This window comes from Chlamydiota bacterium (assembly GCA_012729785.1).
Taxonomy (GTDB): domain Bacteria; phylum Auribacterota; class Tritonobacteria; order UBA1439; family UBA1439; genus UBA1439.
Window position 1 is genome coordinate 1 of the sequence record JAAYCL010000012.1, and the last position, 17,660, is coordinate 17,660.

Genomic DNA, 17,660 nt, shown 5'->3' on the forward strand with positions numbered 1-17,660 from the left:
CCTTTTTCTTTGCCCCCTGTCTCGCCCTCCTCATGCCTCCTTCCACAGGGACCGTTACGCCAAATTTGCATCAAACAGTATACGCCGCCGCCCGCCTGCCTTGACACCCGCGGGGGGCCTGTACTAGTATGGTGCGCGTCGCCGGCATCACCACCCCGGATGAAGGGAGCGCGGGAATGAAGAGAACAGTGCTGGTCGCCGTCGCGGCGCTCGCCGCCGCCTCGGCAGGGTGCGCGGGCCACTCCCGCGTGAACTACAGCCGTTTCGACCGCGGCAGACGGATCAGCCGGGTCGCGGTGGTGGCGAACAATCAGACCGTCGCCGACCGGTACAAGATGTGGGCATGGACCAAGCGGAAGCCGCGCATCGTGCCCGAGGACACCTTCGACGCGCAGATCGCCGCCTCCCTCGCCGCCAGGACGAACGTTCCGATCGTGCCGCAGGCGGCGGTAAACGAGGCGCTCGAGCGGTTGAACCTGAAAGGGAAGGTCGCCCTCACCCGCAAGGAGCTCCTGGAACTCGGCGCCCTGACGGGGGCCGACGCGATACTCCAGGCCGAGGTTTCGTTCTATCTCCAGAACTACCTCTTCTGGAAAACGCTCGGCGTGGTCGAGATCACCATGACGATCAAGGGGCTGCCCGACGCGAACCTGCTCTGGGAGGCCAGGGGGCGGAACATCGCCCTGTTCATGACGACCGACACCGCGCTCGACAAGGTCCGTGACACGATGCTCGCGCAGGCGGCGCACAAGCTCGCCGCCGACACGGCGCCGCGTTGAGGACGCCCGGGGCAAAGACTCGCTCCGTCGAATGAAGGCGCGCCCGACAGGCCTGGTCTATGGCGACCGATGCCTCGCCCACGACCCGGGGCCCGGCATTCCAGAAACCGCGGCGCGGCTTCGCGCCGTCGTTCGCGCCCTCGGACAGGCGGGCCTGATGGAACGACTCCTCCGCATCGAGCCCTCCCCCGCCCCGCCCGGGTGCGTTAGGCGGATCCACGACGACCTCCACGTCGCCCGGGTGCGCGAGGCGAGCCGGCGCGCCCCGGTGGTGCTCGACGGGGACACCGTGGCGGGGCGGCTCGTCTCGGTTCTGGAGGGCGGCTACGACATCGACGCCGTCGGCGAATCGGCGGCGGAGCACGTGCGGGCGCTCATCTCGTGAGCGCAGCGCAAGGAGGGGTCCCATGCACATCACGCCTATCGTCAGGGTCGCCGCGCTCGTGTGCGGCGCGCTCGCCTGCGCCGCGTCCCTCGGCTGCGAGCGGAGGATCATCCGGAAGGAGGAGCGCCCGTTCATGGACTACGCCGAGCAGAACTGGCGAAAACTCACCCCCACGCAGAAGGCGGACTATTACGAGATGGTGGAGAAGCAGAGGGACCGGGCGCGCAGGGAACGCGAACGGGAGTCTCGGCGAGGCGGGGCGCAGTGACGCGCGGGGCTTCCCCCGGAGCGCGTGACCGGCTATACTTGCCTGGTCGGCGGGGCGTGGCGCAGCCGGTAGCGCGTCTGGTTTGGGACCAGAAGGTCCCGGGTTCGAATCCCGGCGCCCCGACCACCTTCTCGGTGGACCGCTGCTCGTCCATGGCTTCTCGAAACGATGCGACAATTGGAGGGATGGAATCGATGAAAAGATCGCTCTGCGTGACCGCCCTGTGCACGATCGTCGTGTGTGCCTCGTGCGCCCGGCCGCGCCCCGTCGCGGCCCCCCCCGCCCCTCCGCCGGCGGAGGCGTTTGTGCCGGCCGCCGGACTAGTGGGAAGTTGGCAGGAGATACAGAACCAGGGCCTGCCCGTCACGGGGAAGAGTTGGACCTTCGAGGGGAACACGGTCCGTATCCGGGACGGGGAGCACGCCTACACCGGCACCTTCGTTGCGGACCCGTCCCGCACCCCCCAGGAGATCGACTTCGTCTTCGACGGGTACCCGAAAAACGAGGGGATACTCCTGGTCACCGCCGATCTCCTCACGCTGAAGGTCCGCGACACCGCCGTCGAGCGGGCGAAGACGTTCGACGCCGAGCCGGGGTACACGTTGATCCTCTGCGAGCGGGTGAAGGAGTAGGTTCCCCGTTGAGCGCCCGCGGGGGCGGCGGGCGGGGCGTCCCCCGCCGCGCACACGAAACTGCGACGGCGCAATGACCACCATCTACCTTGACATCGAGACGACGAGTTTGGAGCCGGACGAGGGCGAGCTGAGCGTGCTCGGTCTCTACGTCGACGAGGAGGGGCTCTTCGTCCAGCTCTTCGGCGAGGAGCTGAACCCGGACAACCTGCTCCGGCACTTCGCCCGGCGGCCCACCCTCTACACCTTCAACGGCGGGCGTTTCGACCTTCCCTACATACGAGCCAAGCTCGGCGTGGATCTCGTGCCTCTCTCTAGGCACGTGGATCTGATGCATGCCTGCCACGCCCGGAACCTGTACGGGGGGATGAAGAAGGTGGAACGGCTCCTCGGCATCCCCCGGAAGCTCACGGAGGTGAACGGGCTGGTCGCCATCGAGCTCTGGCGCCGCTACCGGGACGGCGGGTGCCGGAGGTCCCTCGACACGCTGCTCGAATACAACCGGGAGGATGTGATGAACCTCCGGGCGCTCAGGAGCGCGCTCGGGGCGTGACGTCGCCGCGGATCGCGGCACGCATCTCCCCCGTGACCCTCCGCGCCGCCTCGCCGACTCCCATCCCCTTGACGAGCGCGCCCGCGGCGGTCCGGTGCCCTCCCCCGCCGAGGCGTTTCGCCGCGGCGCCCACGTCCACCCCGGCCTTCGAGCGCAGCCAGATCTCCACCCCCGCCCTGCCCTCGTGCAGCATCCCGACCGCCTGCACCCGCCGCATGCTTAAAAGCAGGTGCATCGTCTCGGAGGCCAGGTCCCGCTGGGCGTAGGTGAGGATCCGGCTCGCGGGGATCGAGAACCAGGCGATGGCGCCGCCGTCCTCGTACGCCGTCCGCCGGAGAAGCGCCGCCATGTCGTCGAGCCAGGTATCGGGCCGCAGATAGTAGAGCTTCTCCTGAAGCGCCTCGACGTCGAGCCCGCCCTTGAGAAGTTCGCCGACGACCCGCAGGGTGTTGCCCGACGGGTCGATGTACTTGAACCCGAGCGTGTCGGTGGAGATGCCCACGTAGAGGCCCTCGGCGACGGCCCCCTCGACCGGCACACCGAGCGCCCGCACCACCTCGAAGACCAGCTCCGCGGCCCCCCCCGCCTCGAAACGCACGTAGTTTATGTCGCCGAAAAAGGAGTTGTCCCGGTGGTGGTCGATGTTGATCTTGAACGCCCCGCACGCCTTAACCGCCTCCGCCATGTCGCCGAGACGGAAGTAGTCGCACGAGTCCAGCACGACGACCGCCTCCGCGTCCCGCACCGCCTCCTCGTCCTTCCCGGGGCGCGACGGCGTCAACGCCCCGTTTCGGTTGAGGAACTCGAGCGCCGGGGGCACCCCGTCGTAGCGGAACGAAACCACCGTCTTCCCGAGCTTCCGGAGGGCGAGCGTGAGGGCGATCTGCGAGCCGATGGCGTCCCCGTCCGGCTCCTCGTGCGAGAAGACGGCGAAACGCTCGCGCCGCCCGATCTCGTCGCGTATCCGGCCGAGAAGAGACTCCCGCAACGGGCCCTGCGCCTGCTGCATGGCTCTCATGAGTCCGATAGGTGCTGACTGGTCCACAGGGCCTGGAGCCTCATCTCTTGGCGCCCTCAGTCCTTCGGGTACCCGACCGGCTGAGAGAGGATCACCTTCTGGTCGGGGCGGAGGCGCATCGTCTTCTCGAGTGCCGGCTTGTCCACGTAGCCGAGCACCACGGTGGCGAGCCCCTCGGAGGCGCAGAACAGGTAGACGTTCTGGCTGATGAATCCGGTGTCCACGGTTGAGTAGAAATCGCGCGTCGAGGCCGGCGCCCCGTCCATCCTGGCATGATCGGCGACGTAGACGAGACAGACCGGCGCCGTCTTCACGAACGGCTGCTGCCCCGTCGCGGCGCGGATGTCGCCCGCGAATACCGGCTCGAGACGGTGGGCCTTCGCGTCGTAGCGGTAGAGCCCCTCGGCGGTCGCGGCGTAGAGATCGATCTCCTGCCAGTTCTTCGCCGTGGGGGCGGTCAGTTTGCCCGACTCCGGCCGGTTGACGCCGCGTGCGGCCCAGAGGAGGTTCGAGAGCGTCTGGGGGGCCAGCTTCTTCTCCTTGAACGAGCGCCCGGATCTCCTGAGCGCGAGCGCCTGCATCAGCGGCTTCCCGCCGTCCTTCTGCGGGGCGGGGAGCGCCGGCGCCGCGGGCATCTCCTGCGCTGCCGTCGCGGCCGCCCAGAGCACGCAGATCGCAGTTCCGAAGATTCTCATCATCGCCGCCTCCCTTCCATCGTCCTTTGGCCGGGCCGCCGCACCCGGCCGCGCCGTGAACCCATAGTGTATCCCCCCCCCGGATCGATGTCCAGCGGGGTATCGGGGGAGGACCACGATATCCATTTGGAGGGCAGCATGATAGGACCAATAAGGGCCCGAAAAAGGGCCTTAGACGCGTTTTTGGGACCTGTTTTCAGGCGCGAAGGATTTTTCGGCACGCGGGAAACGGCGGCGAAGGGCGGCAGCCGTGTTCATAGGGCGGCACTCGTGTATCCCCCGCTTTTTCGAACTGTCCCGCGCGCTGCATCGTCTCTCGGGAAACCGGGGAAACCCCGGACGGGATTTTCCCTTGCGCGCGCGGCAGGACGTGGTATAAAGAGCCGTCGCCAGGTGGGGGGTTCCCTGCTCTGCATATTGACCTGAAAGGACACCGGCTTCGATGAAGACGCGCCTTCTCTTCGCGCCGCTCGCTGTCGCCCTCTCCGGCGGCCTCCTGCACGCCCAGCCGGCGCCGACGCTTCGCTTCGTGGCGACGTCGTACCCGGTCTACCTGACCGTCCTGAACGTCGCATGGGAGATCCCGGGCGTCGAGGTGTCCTGCCTGCCCCCCGGCGCCCTCGCGCAGCGCCACGGTGCCCCGCCCGCGGCGGCTTCAATCCTCGCCCGCGCGGATGCGCTCGTCGCGCACGGCGCGGGGCTGGAGCTGTTCCTCGACGAGACGGCGATCCGCTTCCCGAACCTCGCGATCATCGAGCTGGCGGAAAAGGTCGCGCGGCCGGGCAAGGAGGAGGAGCGCCTGCCCTGGATCTGGATGAGCGTCTCCGACACGATCAAGGAGGTGCGGCGGCTGCGCGCCGTGCTGAAAAAGTTCGACCGGCCGCGACGGGAGGGGTACGCGCTCAACGCCGAGCGCTATGTGGCCCGCCTCGAAGCGCTGCGCGACAGGATGAAGGGCGCCTTCGATCCGTTCAGAAAGCTGCGGGTCGTCGCGCTCGACGGGGCATCGGCGCGCTTCGCGCGCGAAGCGCGGCTCGAGGTGGTGACCGCGGCATCGCCGGACGAGGCGATCGCCGTCGTGAAGCAGACGAACGCCCGCCTGGTGCTCGTGGATCTCCGCCTCCGGGAGGAGGAGGCGCGCCGGATCGCCCGCGAGACGCGCCGTCCGGTATGCGTCATCGATCCGCTCTCGGGCGGGCCCGACCACCCCGACGCGTACCTCCAGATCATGGAGGAGAATCTGAAGTCGCTCCGCAGCGCCCTCCAGCAGGCCACGCGCCGCTCCCGCAACCGCCGCGGCCGCGGGTCCTGATCCCTCCCTTGGGGTCAGGCCCTTATTTATTAGTGTAGCGGCGGCGGGTCTAATCTAATAAATAAGGACCTGACCCCATCGGTGGTTACACGCGGCGGATGAGCGCGGCGACGCCCCACGCGGCCGCAAACGTGACAAGCGTGCCGACGACCCCGGCGATGCGCGTCGCGCGCCCCTCGTCGGCCACCCCCGGCCAGGCGTAGTCCGGCACGGGCGCCTTCAGCGCCGGCTCCCCCTCCCCCTTGGCGAGGAACCCTTGCCGCTCCGCGACCTTCTCGAGCCCGTCGGGCGACGACGACGCGAACGGCGAAAGGACGAGCGCGAGCAGCAGCGCCGCCGACAGACCGATGAGGATCTCCCGCGCCTTCACGCGCACCCCGCTTTCCCCGGCACAAGGTCCGGCCTGACCTTCAGGACGCTGGCCACCACGAGGCACGTGATCGCCGCCTCGCCGACCCCGATGAGCGCGTGCACCGCGACCATCGCGGGAAGCGCCGTGCGCAGCGGCACGGTGCCCGAGAGGGCGAGCTCCACCGCGCACGCCGCGCTCGCCAACACCACCGAGCACCATGCGGCGGCCGCTGCCGCGACGAGCGTCTTTCCCGACGTCGCCGTCCGCACCGCGGCATAGATCCAATACCCGCACGCGGACCCGACGAACGACATGTTCACGATGTTCGCGCCGAGGGCGGTGAGCCCGCCGTCCTGGAAGAGGAGGCACTGGACGACAAGCACGACCGCGATCACCAGCGCGCCCGCCCACGGCCCCAGCAGCACCGCGGCGAGCACCCCTCCCAGCAGGTGGCCCGAGGTCCCTCCCGCCACGGGAAAGTTCAGCATCTGCGCGGCGAAGATGAACGCGGCCATCACGCCCATGAGCGGGACCGCCCGATCGGAAAGGGAACGCTGCACCGACCTCACGCACCCCGCCAGGCCCGCCGCGGCCGCCGCCCAGAGCGGCGCCCAGACCGGCGCGGCCAGGAAACCATCGGGTATGTGCATCCGCACCTCCTTGCGAGCGCCCCACCGAACCTATCCGTGGTCCGGTTGAAGCCGTGTCAGAACTCCATCGTGAGCTTGAGACCCGCCCAGGGGAGGATATTCTCGTAGACGCGCCGCCCGTCCTCATCCTGGGTCCTGCAGAGACTCTTGGTGAAGTGCAGCATGCCGGTCGCCACGAAGTGCCGCATCAGCGGAACGCCGAGATCGAACCCCCAGTCGAGGTGCGTGAGGTGGTTCGCCTCGATGCCCTTGTGCAGGTCGAGCCCCATCGCCATCGACGGCGTGAGGACGGCGACGGTTTCCCCCCTCCACGGAAGGCGGAAGTCCTGCGAAACACCCCACTCGCAGTAGCTCCCCTTGAGCTCCCGGTAGTCGTAGTTCCACGCGAAGGAGGGGTTCAACGGCATATCCACCGTGAACTCGGCGCCGATCTCCCCGGAATCAGGGTCCTCGTCGTAGTAGAGATAGTTCCAGAACGGGGCCACGGTGAACCGCTTCCATGTGAGGGGCGCGTAGACCGTAAAATCCCGCTCGAGCGTCTTGCTTCCCTCGTGCCTGCCGGTCGTGTCCGCCTGGAAATAGGAGAACCCGGCCCCGAGCGTGAATTCGCCGACCTCCTTCGAGTACTCGGCGAAGTACGTCTGGAGGATCTGGAGTCCGTGCTTGGCGCCGTTGGCCCCCTCGTCGAGCCAGTCGCTCACGAACTGCGACTCGGCGCCGAACTTGAGCGGCGATATCTCGTCCAGCGCGTCGAGGGCGCGGTCCGCGTGCCGGAGCGGCGGGATGCTGTTCAGCCAGAAGAGCTGCTCCTCCGGTTCCTCGGCCTCCGCGGCCGTCTTCTCGATCTCGAGCGCCCGCGGCTCCGTGTCACCGATCGACTGCGCCGCGACAACCGCCGCCATCGCCATCACGGCCCCCGCTGCGACCGCGCCGATACGATACAGTCTCATGCGTCCCTCCACGTCGCCATCAGAGATGGGTAGCACAATTTTGTGAATTGTAACACCGCGCGCTTCTGCGTCAACAACTATTTTCGCCCGGCGGGATCCTCCCCCGTCCCCGCGCGCCCGAGCTTCCGCCAGAGCGTCGAGGCGCTGATCCCCAGCGCGCGCGCCGCCCGGGTTCTGTTCCCCCCGAGCGACTTCAGCACCGCGCGGATGTGGTCCCGCTCCGCCGCGGCGAGCGTGCGCCCGAGCGGATTCCCCTCCCCCGCGGCCCCCCCGTGGACCACGCGCGGCGGGAGATGCGCGGGAAGGATCAGTCCGTCTCGGGAGAGCACCGCCGCGCGCTCGATCGCGTTCTCGAGTTCCCGCACGTTGCCGGGCCACGGGTAATCGAGCAGGAAGTCGAGCGTCGCCGCATCCAGGCGAAGACCAGGAATCTCGAGCCGTTTTGCGAACCGCCCGACAAAGTGCCGCGCCAGCGGGAGGATATCCTCCCGGCGCGCCCTGAGGGGGGGGATCTCGATCTCGATGACGCGGAGACGGTAGTAGAGGTCCTCCCTGAATCTCCCCTCGCGGAGCGCCGCGGCCAGGTCCCGGTTGGTGGCGGAGATGATGCGCACGTCGATCGTCCTCGGAACGCTCTCTCCGACACGCATGATTTCCCGCTCCTGGAGCACCCGGAGCAGCTTGAGCTGCATCGCCGGAGAGATATCGCCGATCTCGTCCAGGAAGACCGTGCCGCCCCCCGCCTGTTCGAAGAGGCCCGCGCGGTTCCCGACGGCCCCTGTGAACGCCCCCGCCGCGTGCCCGAACAGCTCGCTCTCCAGCAGCGTCTCCGGGAGCGCCCCGCAGTTCACCGCCGTGAAAGGCCCCTTGCGCCGGGGGGAGAGCCGGTGGAGGTACCGCGCGAGCACCTCCTTCCCGGTGCCGGTCTCCCCCGTGATCAGGATCGAAGCGTCGAAGGGGCCGACCCGCTGGGCGAGGTCCAGCACCCGCCGGAACGCCTCGCTCCGCACCTCCACAAACAGCGGCGCTGCGGCGCCCTCCATCGCCCCGATCCTTGACCGCAGGCGATCGAGTTCGCCGGATTTTCTTTTCAGTTCCTCCGTAAGCGCCGTCACCTTGCCCCGGATATCCTCTGCGCTGAAGAATGGGAGCACCGCCGCGAGGGCGTCGCCCCAGGACGCCTTGTCGCGGCCGATCGCGCTGCACACACGATCCCCCTTCGCGCGGCATCTCTCCTCGATGAAGTAGATATCCGTTCCCAGGCAAAACGACGCATAGCCGCTCGCATAGCCCGTCAGCATCCAGCAGACCGGGTGGTCGGCCTTTCCTATCCCGATCATGTGCTCCTCCGCCTCCGCCGAATTGTGCCAGACGATCTCCATGGCGAAGCGGCCGTCGCTCGCGTCCGTCCGGAGCGATTTGACGACCGCCCGCGCAACGCCCTGAATGGTCTGGAGACGGGCGCCCCCCTTGAGCCACTCCGCGACTGTGTCCCACCTGAAGATCCGTTTCATCGCCGCGGCGTCCGCCTGCCCCCAGAAATAGCCGAAACGGGTGAGTATCCTCCGCGCGTCGTCCGGTCCGGTCATATCCACCAGGTCCTTCCGGAATTGCGCGAAGGCATGGATGTCATGCATCACGAGCCTGCGGCCCTTGAGACTCAGCATCCCGTCCGTGAAGTTCACTAGCTCCGCAAGCTTGAGATCTGATGATTTCATCGGTACTCCTTCATTTTGGAATAGATCTAGTGCATTATGCCATATCATTTCATTTAGCGCATCATCGCGGTCGTGTGGATCCGGCTGTGCCGGAAGATGTTGCATCTGCATTCTCCCGCGGCACGCGAAATGCAGTCGGATACAGGCGTCGACAACCGGAGGGCGTGCCGTGTACAGCATACTGAGAGGCAAGAACGAAGGGATCGAGGATGCGGTGCTGCATTTCGCGCGCGAGCTCGTACGGACGCCGAGCCCGAGCCTGGCCGAGGCGCATGTGGCGAAGCTCGTCGAAAAGGAGATGCGGGAGATCGGCTACGACCGGGTCATTCGCGACGACTACGGGAACGTCGTGGGCATCATCCACGGCGGGGAAGGCCAGCCGACCCTCCTCCTCAACAGCCATATGGACACCGTCTCGCGGACGGCGGACGCCTCCGCCGGGAACGGCGTGGGGTCTGACGGGCGGCTCTACGGCGTCGGCGCGTCCGATTGCAAGGGCGGTCTCGCCGCACAGGTATTCTGCGGGCTGTTGTTGAAGAGAAGCCTCCTCCCCCTCAGGGGGAACCTTGTCGTGGCCGCGACGGTTGCGGAGGAGAACGGCCTGAGCGTCGGGGTTCGCGCGCTGCTCGATGAAACGCTCCCCTCCCTCGGCATATCGCCCGACTACGCCGTCCTTGGGGAGCCGACCAACCTCGGGCTCTACTACGGCCACGACGGACGCCTGGAGATGGAGATTCATGTGCGGGGGATCGATCCGTTTCTCGTGGACGATGCCGCCCGCGCCATCATCCGGGATTTTGAATCGGCCCATGCCGCGCGCGAAGCCGAGGCGCCGGCGCTCTTTGATGTCGAGGGTCCCCGTTTCGAGACCGTCGGGGGGATCCGCACGGCGACGATCTCGATGGCCCGCCGGCTCGGTCCCTTGGAGAATGCGCGGGACGTCGTACGGGGCGTGTCGCACGATCTCTCCCTCGTCTCGCCCCGGGCCGCAGCCGTCGCCGTGGATGTGGCGCCGCGCGAGGAGACGCAGCGGCTCTACAACGGAAAGACCACGGTGGTCCGCCACGTGACGAACGGATGGTCCACCGACCCGTTCCATCCGCTCATCGACCGCGCGCGCCAGTCGTTCGCCGCGGCGGGCTGCCCGTTCCGCCCCGGCCGGTGGGAGCTTTCCAGGATCGGGATGGGCACCGCCGGACACGTGCTCGTCGGGGAGTTCGACGTCCCCACCATCGGCTACGGGCCGGGCCGCGAATCCCTCGCGCACCGTCCAGGCGAGTATGTGGAACTCGCGGCGATTCCGAAGGCGGTCTACGGCACGGCGGTGATCGCCCACAGCCTCATCGGGATACCGGTCTGCGGGTGGACGTCGGATGAGATCTGAAAGGGGAACGTCGCGCGACGCACGCCGGGCAGCGGATCGAATGCCCGGCGACGGGATGCCGGGCGCCGCCCCGGCCCCCGGCCGCCGTCATTCGTCCGGCGGATGCACGGTATCCTGCGCCGTTAACCGAACCATGCGCATACTCTCCCTGAACTGCGGCAGCTCGTCGCTGAAATACTCGCTGCTCTCGATGCCGTCGGGGGAGGAGCTCGCGGGCGGCGAGGCCCGCGGCGTCGGGCCCCCGATCGCCGTTCCCGCCTCGATCGTGCATCGGTGTGGAACCGGGACGGTTCGGCGAACGGTCCCCCTGCCCGACCATGCCTCCGCCTTCGCCCGCGTCATGGATCTCCTCTCGGCCGATCCGCGCCTGCACGCCGATGCCGTCGGGCACCGCATCGTCCACGGGGGTGCACGCTTCACGCGCCCGGTGCGACTGGACCGGCGGACGATGGCGGAGCTCGATTCCCTGGGCGATCTCGCGCCGCTCCACAATCCCCCGACGCTCGCGCTCATCGCGGCATGCGCGGAGCGTTTTCCCGCCCTTCCCCAGGTAGCCGTCTTTGACACGGCGTTCCACGCCACGATCCCCGAATTCGCGCGGACCTACGCCCTCCCGGCCGCCCTGCGCGACCGGCTCGCGATTCGGAAATACGGCTTCCACGGGATAAGCCACGGGTTCGTCACGGGCGAGGCCGCCGAATTCCTCGGCCGCCCGCGGACCGCGCTCAACGCCGTGAGCTGCCACCTGGGGAGCGGCGGGGGGAGCCTCTGCGCGGTCAAGGGGGGAAAATCGATCGACACCACAATGGGATACTCGCCCCTCCCGGGCCTTGTGATGAGCACCCGATGCGGGGATCTCGACCCCGCCGTCACGCTCCGGCTCCTCGCCCGCGAGCGGGAGGACAGCGCCGCCGTGGAGAACATCCTCCACGGCCATAGCGGGGTGCTCGGCATGTCCGGCTTCTCCTCGGACATCCGCGACATATTCGCACGGGCAAAAGGCAACGAGGGGCGGTGCTCGCGCATCGAGGTCACCGCGCAGCTCTACCTCTGGCGGATTCGCAGGTACCTCGGCGCATACCTCACCGCTGCCGCGCCCGTCGCCGCCCTCATCTTCACCGACTCGGTCGGCGAAGGGGTCCCGGCCGTTCGCGAGGCCGCGTGCGCGGGGCTGGAGGCGTTCGGGCTGTCCCTCGACCCGTCTCGCAACGAGGCCCCTGGCCCGCTCCCCGCCGACGTTGCTGCAGACGACAGCGCGGTGCGCGTGCTCGTCATCCATACAAATGAGGAGCGCGCGATCGCGAAGGCGGTGTACGGATGCCTGTGCGCGAACCCGAACGCGCACCCATCGGACCATCGCATGGAAGGGGACCGACCGTGAATATCCTCGTGCTGAATCCCGCGCCGGCCGTCCTCGGCTACACCCTCTTCCGCCCGCCCCTGCGGGTCCCCGTGGCGCGCGGCGCCGTGCGCGGCGATCCGGGCGAGGCGGCGCTTCTCGCCGTGAGGACCGCCGTCAGCGCGGAGACGGCGGGCGCCGGTCCCGACCTGATCGGCTGCCGCGTCGTGCAGGGCGGCGACCTGTTCCGGAACGCCGTGTGCGTCCGGCCGGGCACGATGCGCGCGATCGAGGGGCTCGTCTCCTCCGCCCCGCTTCACCTCCCCCCCCTGCTTGCCCTCCTCCGGGCCCGCGCCGCGGTATTCGCCGGCGTCCCCATGGTCCTGGTTTTTGAAACCTCCTTCTTCGCCGACCTGCCGTTCAGGGAGAACGCCTGCGCCCTTAACGCCGCCTGCACCGAGGGACTGGCGGCACGCCGCCGCGGCTTCCACGGCATACTCCATGAAGCGGCGTGCGCCCACGCCGCGGCGCGGAGACGCGCGCGCGGCCTCCAATCGGCCTGCCGGAGCCTCTCGGTATGCCTCGAGCCGACGCCGGAGGTCGCGGCCGCGGTGGGGTGCCGCCCCGTGATGACCAGCGGTGGCTCCTCCCCCCTCGAGGGCATCCCCGGCGATACCACCTGCGGAGAGATCGACCCGCGCATCGTGATCGAGCTCGCGCGGGCCAACGGGTGGGGCCATGAGAAAATCAATCAGGTCCTCTCGCGCGAGAGCGGGCTCCTCGGCCTGACCGGGGAACCGGTCACGATCGCCGGGATTTTCGATCCGGCGACACGGAACGGTGCGCGGGCCCGGCGGGTGCTGGCGTATCGCCTGCTCCTCGCCTGCGGGGCGGGCGCGGCGGCGATGGGAGGGGTCGACGCGATCGTCTTCTCGGGCCGCTACGCATCCTCGATGCGGTTCCTCGGCCCCTGGCTTCGCGGACGGCTGGTGCGGGCCATGCCCCGTGCGGGGGAGGAGGCGGTCGCGATTGAATGCATGCGGGATACGGTGGAGGCGCTGGTCGCGGCGCAGGCGGTCGCGGCGCTCCCCGCGCGGGAGGCGGCATTTCAGTCGCGCCTGACGGCGGCGCGCGTAAGGACGAAATCGCCGATCTCGACGTCCAGGTCGCGGGCCATCACCCCGCACTTCGCGCGAAGGAGAAAGAACGTCTTTCCGCCGCCGTCGTCGCTCAGCGACTCGTAGTTTCCTTGCCCCTTCGCGAGCACGAGATCGGCTTCGCTGAAGACGCGGCGGAACGTTCGAGAGCAACGAGGGAGGAAAACCCCGGGGGCGGAGGAGCCGGTGGATACCACCTCGGCGACCTGGCCCATCCCCACCCGCTCCGCGTCGCGCCGCGTGACGTCGTTGATGATCGGCCCCCCTCGCACGGCGAAGATCTTTTTGAGGGAGGGGTGGCGCGTTGCGATCGTCTCGAGCAGCAGCTTGTCGAAGACAATCTCCCCGGCGTTGTCTCCGAGGTAGAGGAGGGTCTTCGCGCGCGAGAGCGCCTCGATGAACGTGGCGCTCTCGTCGAGCTGGAGTCCCTTCTCGAGGACGTGCCGGAGCGACTCCTTCAGGTCGAATTTGACCCCCACCCCGAAATCGACCACGTTCGCCGCCGCGGCCAGTTTCAAGGCGGTGCCGAGCGGGCTTTTCGAACGCCCGATCGTCTCGCGCGCCCAGGCGAGGCACTCCAGCGCCGTCGCGTCGCTGCGTTCCTTGATCTGGAGGTACGGGTCCGGACAGCGGGTGACTTTCCCGATGACGCGGTAGACCTGGTAGGCGATCGCCGGCGGCGGGAGGCGGAAATCCACCCTGGACAGCACGCGCAGGATGCGCTTGAGCACGCGGGAGTGCACCGCCTCGTCGTCGCTGACGATCCGCGCGACCTCGAGGGCCTGCCTGAGCAGGCAGGGCTGGCATTCCAGGTACCCCCGCATCTCGATCCGCCTTTCCGCGTTCGCGCGCCAGGAGGCCCGGCTACGCAGGCGCGCACGTTCCGCCTGCGCAGGGTGCGCCGTTGCGCCCGTCGAACCGTCCGCACGACGCCCCGCCTCGCGGGGCGCGGCCCGCGGTCGGCGCCCTGTTCAGCGCTGCGCCCCCGCATGCGCCGCGGCGCGCGCAGCGGCATCCGAATCCCGGCATCGTCGCGTTCCCCGGCGCATGTGACAGTATAGGAAAAGCGCCGGCAGGCCTCGATAGAATTCCGGATGCGGGAAACACGGTTGTCACCGGCGCGCCTGCAGGCTCAACGGCACGCGCAACCCGTGCCGTTCCATCAGGCCCCGGTCCGCAAGCAGCGCCCGCGCCGGGCCGTCCGCGACGACCGATCCGTCGCGCAACACCACCGCCCTTCCGCAGACCTCGAGGACCATCTCGAGGTCGTGCGTGGCGATGATCTTCGTCCCCGACAGCGCCGTGAGCGCCCGGATGAACTCCTCGCGCGCGGCGGGGTCGAGGTTGCTGGTCGGCTCGTCGAAGGCGATGATGGGGGGGTCGCAGGCGAGCACCGTCGCGAGCGCGACGCGCTTCTTCTCCCCGAAGCTCAGATGGTGCGCGCTCCGCTTCTCGAATCCGGTCATCCCGACGAGGGCGAGGGCCCTGCGGACGCATACCTCCATCTCGTGTGCAGGGCGGCGCATGTTGAGCGGGCCGAACGCCACGTCGTCGTAGACCGTCGGCATGAAGAGTTGATCCTCGGGATCCTGGAAGACGAGCCCCACCGCCCTCCTGACCTCGCGGAGGCTTCCGGCGCGCACCTCGATCCCCGCCACCCTGACCGACCCCGTCCCCCGCAAAAGGCCGTTGAGGTGGAGCAGGAGCGTGCTCTTGCCGGCGCCGTTGGGGCCGACGATGCCGATCGTCTCCCCCGAAGCGACGTCGAGCGATACCCCGCGAAGGCCCGGAACCCCGTCGGGGTACACGAAGCTGAGATCGCGGATGCGGATCGCGGGTTCGGCGTTCACCGCAGGCCTCCCGAGAATCTCGCCGCCGCCAGGCACGCCGCCGCCGCGCAGAGCGAGACGATGTCGCGCGGGGCGAGCCTGAGCGGCCTCCGCGGGATCGCCGTCCCGTCGAATCCCCGTGCGCACATGGCGAGGTAGACGCGCTCCGCCCGCTCATAGGAGCGCACGAAGAGCACCCCCACCATCGACGAGAGCGCCGAAAGATCGCGCCGCGCCCCCCGCTCCGGACCGCGCGCCTGCTTCGCCCGCACCATCCGCATCAGGTCGTCGACGACGAGAAACGCGTAGCGATACATGAACGAGAGGATCATCGCGATGATGCGCGGGCAGCCCATCGACTCGGCGCCCGCGAGGAGGCGGTCGAAAGGCGTCGTGCCCGCGAGGAGCACGAGGAAAAGCACGGAGAGGAACGATTTCACCGCCATGCCCGCGAACAGGAGTGTCCCCTCCCGACCGGGCTGATACCACGGCGCGGCGGGATCGCGCGCGCCCGCCGTGAACGGAATGAAGGCGGCGGCGCAGAGGACAAACGGCGCCGCCCCCAGCAGGCGCGAGAGGGCGAACCGCACGGGAACGCGGGACAGCGCCGTGAAGGCGGCCGCGAGTAATGCGTAGGCGGCGAAACACGGCCAGGCCTCGTTCGGCGTGGTGACGACAAGCACCACCGCGGCGAGCGTCGCGATGAGCTTCACGCGTGGGTCGAGGCGCTGGAGCACGCCGTCGAGGTCCGCGTACCGGTCGATGAACGAGTGTCTGATGCCGCCCCTCCCCCGCTCCGCGAGCGGTGTTACAATTCAATGCATTGTAACACGGGTTCTCTTCCCCGGGGAAGCCGATAGAGATCCCCGGCGCGACGGTAGCGCCCCGGGGAAGCGGGCATCCGCCGACAGACCGTTCGCGCCCGGCGTCCGCGGGGGGCGGCGGAAGGCGCAATCGGTTTTCAGCGGGGTCGCGACAAGCCGCCGCCGCGGCGCGACAGACGGCTAACAGGAACGGGAGGAGGCGGCCGCGAAGGTCGGCTCAGAGGGTGGGGAGGAGCGCGGGGAACGCGATCCGCGACCAACCCTCGACGAGGGCTCCGTCCCGCGCGAGCTTCTTTCGCCACTCCTCCGCGGGAAGCATCCGCGCCTCGGCGATCTCACGTGTCGCCGGTTCGACCGTTCGGGCCTCCGTATCGAGGCGGTAGAGGAGGCCGAAGTGGACCTTCCCGACCATGTCCACGTCGTCGTTGATGTAGCCGAGTATCCGCGGTTCCCCCGTCTTCTCGATGCGTATCTCCTCGCCGAGTTCCCTGAGCATACTCGCGCGGATGGGGTTCGCCGCGTCGAGGTCGCCCGGGTCGATGTGGCCGCCGACCCCCATCGACCATTTCCCGCGCAGGCGCTTCTCGGCGTAGTCCTCCTCCCGTTCCGCCCGCCTATAGGCGAGGATCGTCCGTTCCCGCGGGTTTACGATGATGCAGTAGGCGATCGGCTGTTTGAGGGACGGGTCCTCCTCCGCGCAGGCGCGGGGTTCGTAACGGTACCCGCGCAGTATCAGCGACTCGTAGTCGTACGCCGACGCGGACGAGAAGCCCTGGAACGGCCGCTCCCCGAGGAGCGCCTCCCGCCGGATCACCATGATGGTCCGCTCGTCCATCGCCGCCCCCCCGTCGGTCCCCTCAGAAGACGATCCCCGCCGTCATCAGCAGCCCGAAGACGAGGTGGAGCAGGGCCGTATCCCGCGCGGCCGACGCGAGCCGCGCATCGTTCTCGTTGGGGACCGCCGCGAATCTCGCAGAGACTCGCCACGCCAGCGGCAGGCTGAGCAGGGCGAGGAGCGACAGGCGCGGCACGATCCTCCCCGCCGCGAGCGCCGCGAGCGAGACGTACGCCGCGGCGAGCAGGAGGACGTAGAGAATCCTCGCGCCCCGGGGCCCGAGGATGACCGAAAGCGTTGTGACGCCGCTCTCGCGGTCGCCGGCGATGTCGCGCGTGTCGTTGGCCTGGAGGATCGCCGCCACGAGGAACGCCACCGGCAGGCTCGCCGCGCACGCGCGCGCGCTCACCCCCGCGCCCTGCGTCGCGAATCCGCCGAGCACCATCCCCACGCCCATCATGAGGAAGACGAGCGGCTCGCCGAGCGCGTGGTACTTCAGGCCGTACGGCGTGGCGGTGTAGAAGACGGCGCCGAGAAAACCGGCGATACCGATGACGAGTACGGGCAGGCCGTACCGGCAGACAAAGTAGAAACCGATGAGCGATCCGACGGCGAGGGAGGCCCACGCCCCGAGGGCGATCTGCCGCGGGGTCATCATCCCGGAGACCAGCAGCCCGTTGCCGCCGAACGCGCCGGGCCGGTCCACGCCATAGCGGTAGTCGTAGTAGTCGTTCAGGAGGTTGCAGCCGGTGTGATAGAGCATCCCGGCCGCGAGGGCGAGGAGGAGATGCCCCGGGAGGAGCCAGCCGGTCTCATGCCGGGCATAGACGCCCCCGAGCAGGATGGGCACGATACTCGCCGGGTAGGCATACGCGCGCACCGCCTTGAACCAGAGCCTCGCAGACGTTGTATGCAACTAGTTCCAATCCAAGATGATATGACTTTAATCGTCCCGCGGCCGACGCGGGACGTTTAAAGCT

The 17,660-nt window shown here is 68.8% G+C and carries 18 protein-coding genes, 1 tRNA gene and 1 pseudogene; 10 read left to right on the top strand and 10 right to left on the bottom strand.

The genetic code is table 11. The features are described from left to right. Positions 1-176: 176 nt before the first annotated feature. The 6 genes and pseudogenes from GXY35_02350 (at position 177) to GXY35_02375 (ending at position 2,617) form a co-directional block, all read left to right on the top strand. A complete protein-coding gene (locus GXY35_02350) occupies positions 177-779 on the top strand; it encodes a hypothetical protein (protein NLW93435.1) in 603 nt (200 codons plus the stop codon). Positions 780-1,074: 295 nt separating this feature from the next. Continuing rightward, a pseudogene (locus GXY35_02355) lies at positions 1,075-1,164 on the top strand (histone deacetylase family protein). Positions 1,165-1,186: 22 nt separating this feature from the next. Further along, the gene (locus tag GXY35_02360; protein NLW93436.1) at positions 1,187-1,432 is read left to right on the top strand and encodes a hypothetical protein; all 246 of its coding nucleotides are present in this window, start codon (positions 1,187-1,189) and stop codon (positions 1,430-1,432) included. A 50-nt stretch (positions 1,433-1,482) separates the two neighbouring features. Continuing rightward, a tRNA-Pro gene (locus GXY35_02365) sits at positions 1,483-1,558 on the top strand. 68 nt (positions 1,559-1,626) lie between these two features. Then, the gene (locus tag GXY35_02370; GenBank protein NLW93437.1) at positions 1,627-2,064 is read left to right on the top strand and encodes a hypothetical protein; all 438 of its coding nucleotides are present in this window, start codon (positions 1,627-1,629) and stop codon (positions 2,062-2,064) included. Positions 2,065-2,137: 73 nt separating this feature from the next. Beyond that, entirely contained in the window at positions 2,138-2,617 is a 480-nt protein-coding gene (locus tag GXY35_02375; GenBank protein ID NLW93438.1) for a ribonuclease H-like domain-containing protein, read from the top strand. Here the strand turns inward: GXY35_02375 and GXY35_02380 are convergent. Together GXY35_02380 and GXY35_02385 are read right to left on the bottom strand one after the other, a co-directional pair. Beyond that, positions 2,595-3,626 (bottom strand): hypothetical protein, encoded by a 1,032-nt coding sequence (locus tag GXY35_02380; GenBank protein NLW93439.1) that lies wholly within the window; start codon positions 3,624-3,626, stop codon positions 2,595-2,597. The two genes, GXY35_02375 and GXY35_02380, sit on opposite strands and share 23 nt — an antisense overlap. A 65-nt stretch (positions 3,627-3,691) precedes the next feature. Beyond that, entirely contained in the window at positions 3,692-4,330 is a 639-nt protein-coding gene (locus GXY35_02385) for a SagB/ThcOx family dehydrogenase (GenBank protein NLW93440.1), read from the bottom strand. A 442-nt stretch (positions 4,331-4,772) separates the two neighbouring features. On the opposite strand from GXY35_02385, the gene GXY35_02390 reads away from it, so the two are divergent. Next, positions 4,773-5,642: a zinc ABC transporter solute-binding protein gene (locus GXY35_02390; protein ID NLW93441.1), complete on the top strand. Its 870-nt coding sequence runs from the start codon at positions 4,773-4,775 to the stop codon at positions 5,640-5,642. An 85-nt stretch (positions 5,643-5,727) separates the two neighbouring features. On the opposite strand, the gene GXY35_02395 is transcribed toward GXY35_02390, so the two are convergent. The 4 genes from GXY35_02395 to GXY35_02410 all read right to left on the bottom strand — a co-directional run bounded on the left by GXY35_02395 (position 5,728) and on the right by GXY35_02410 (position 9,312). Beyond that, positions 5,728-6,012 carry a hypothetical protein gene (locus tag GXY35_02395; GenBank protein ID NLW93442.1) on the bottom strand — a complete coding sequence of 95 codons (285 nt, stop codon included), beginning with the start codon at positions 6,010-6,012 and terminating at the stop codon, positions 5,728-5,730. After that, the gene (locus GXY35_02400) at positions 6,009-6,644 is read right to left on the bottom strand and encodes an energy-coupling factor ABC transporter permease (protein ID NLW93443.1); all 636 of its coding nucleotides are present in this window, start codon (positions 6,642-6,644) and stop codon (positions 6,009-6,011) included. The genes GXY35_02395 and GXY35_02400 overlap by 4 nt, the downstream gene beginning before the upstream one ends. A 56-nt stretch (positions 6,645-6,700) precedes the next feature. Beyond that, positions 6,701-7,594, bottom strand: coding sequence for a hypothetical protein (locus tag GXY35_02405; protein ID NLW93444.1), 894 nt, complete (start codon positions 7,592-7,594; stop codon positions 6,701-6,703). A 77-nt stretch (positions 7,595-7,671) separates the two neighbouring features. Beyond that, positions 7,672-9,312: a sigma 54-interacting transcriptional regulator gene (locus GXY35_02410; GenBank protein ID NLW93445.1), complete on the bottom strand. Its 1,641-nt coding sequence runs from the start codon at positions 9,310-9,312 to the stop codon at positions 7,672-7,674. A gap of 169 nt (positions 9,313-9,481) precedes the next feature. On the opposite strand from GXY35_02410, the gene GXY35_02415 reads away from it, so the two are divergent. The 3 genes from GXY35_02415 to GXY35_02425 all read left to right on the top strand — a co-directional run bounded on the left by GXY35_02415 (position 9,482) and on the right by GXY35_02425 (position 13,279). Continuing rightward, a complete protein-coding gene (locus tag GXY35_02415; GenBank protein NLW93446.1) occupies positions 9,482-10,696 on the top strand; it encodes a M20/M25/M40 family metallo-hydrolase in 1,215 nt (404 codons plus the stop codon). A gap of 133 nt (positions 10,697-10,829) precedes the next feature. After that, on the top strand, positions 10,830-12,077 hold the full coding sequence (locus GXY35_02420; GenBank protein NLW93447.1) for an acetate/propionate family kinase: 1,248 nt from the start codon (positions 10,830-10,832) through the stop codon (positions 12,075-12,077). Continuing rightward, entirely contained in the window at positions 12,074-13,279 is a 1,206-nt protein-coding gene (locus GXY35_02425) for a hypothetical protein (protein NLW93448.1), read from the top strand. Before GXY35_02420 ends, GXY35_02425 begins: the two co-directional genes overlap by 4 nt. Positions 13,280-14,304: 1,025 nt before the next feature. Here GXY35_02425 and GXY35_02430 read toward each other — a convergent pair. The 4 genes from GXY35_02430 to GXY35_02445 all read right to left on the bottom strand — a co-directional run bounded on the left by GXY35_02430 (position 14,305) and on the right by GXY35_02445 (position 17,530). Beyond that, positions 14,305-15,042, bottom strand: a complete 738-nt coding sequence (locus GXY35_02430; GenBank protein NLW93449.1) for an ABC transporter ATP-binding protein — start codon at positions 15,040-15,042, stop codon at positions 14,305-14,307. After that, complete coding sequence (gene cbiQ, locus GXY35_02435) at positions 15,039-15,758, bottom strand: cobalt ECF transporter T component CbiQ (protein NLW93450.1); 720 nt, start codon at positions 15,756-15,758, stop codon at positions 15,039-15,041. Before cbiQ ends, GXY35_02430 begins: the two co-directional genes overlap by 4 nt. 304 nt (positions 15,759-16,062) lie before the next feature. Next, positions 16,063-16,680, bottom strand: a complete 618-nt coding sequence (locus GXY35_02440) for an NUDIX domain-containing protein (protein NLW93451.1) — start codon at positions 16,678-16,680, stop codon at positions 16,063-16,065. 22 nt (positions 16,681-16,702) lie between these two features. Then, on the bottom strand, positions 16,703-17,530 hold the full coding sequence (locus GXY35_02445) for a prenyltransferase (GenBank protein NLW93452.1): 828 nt from the start codon (positions 17,528-17,530) through the stop codon (positions 16,703-16,705). Positions 17,531-17,660: the final 130 nt, after the last annotated feature.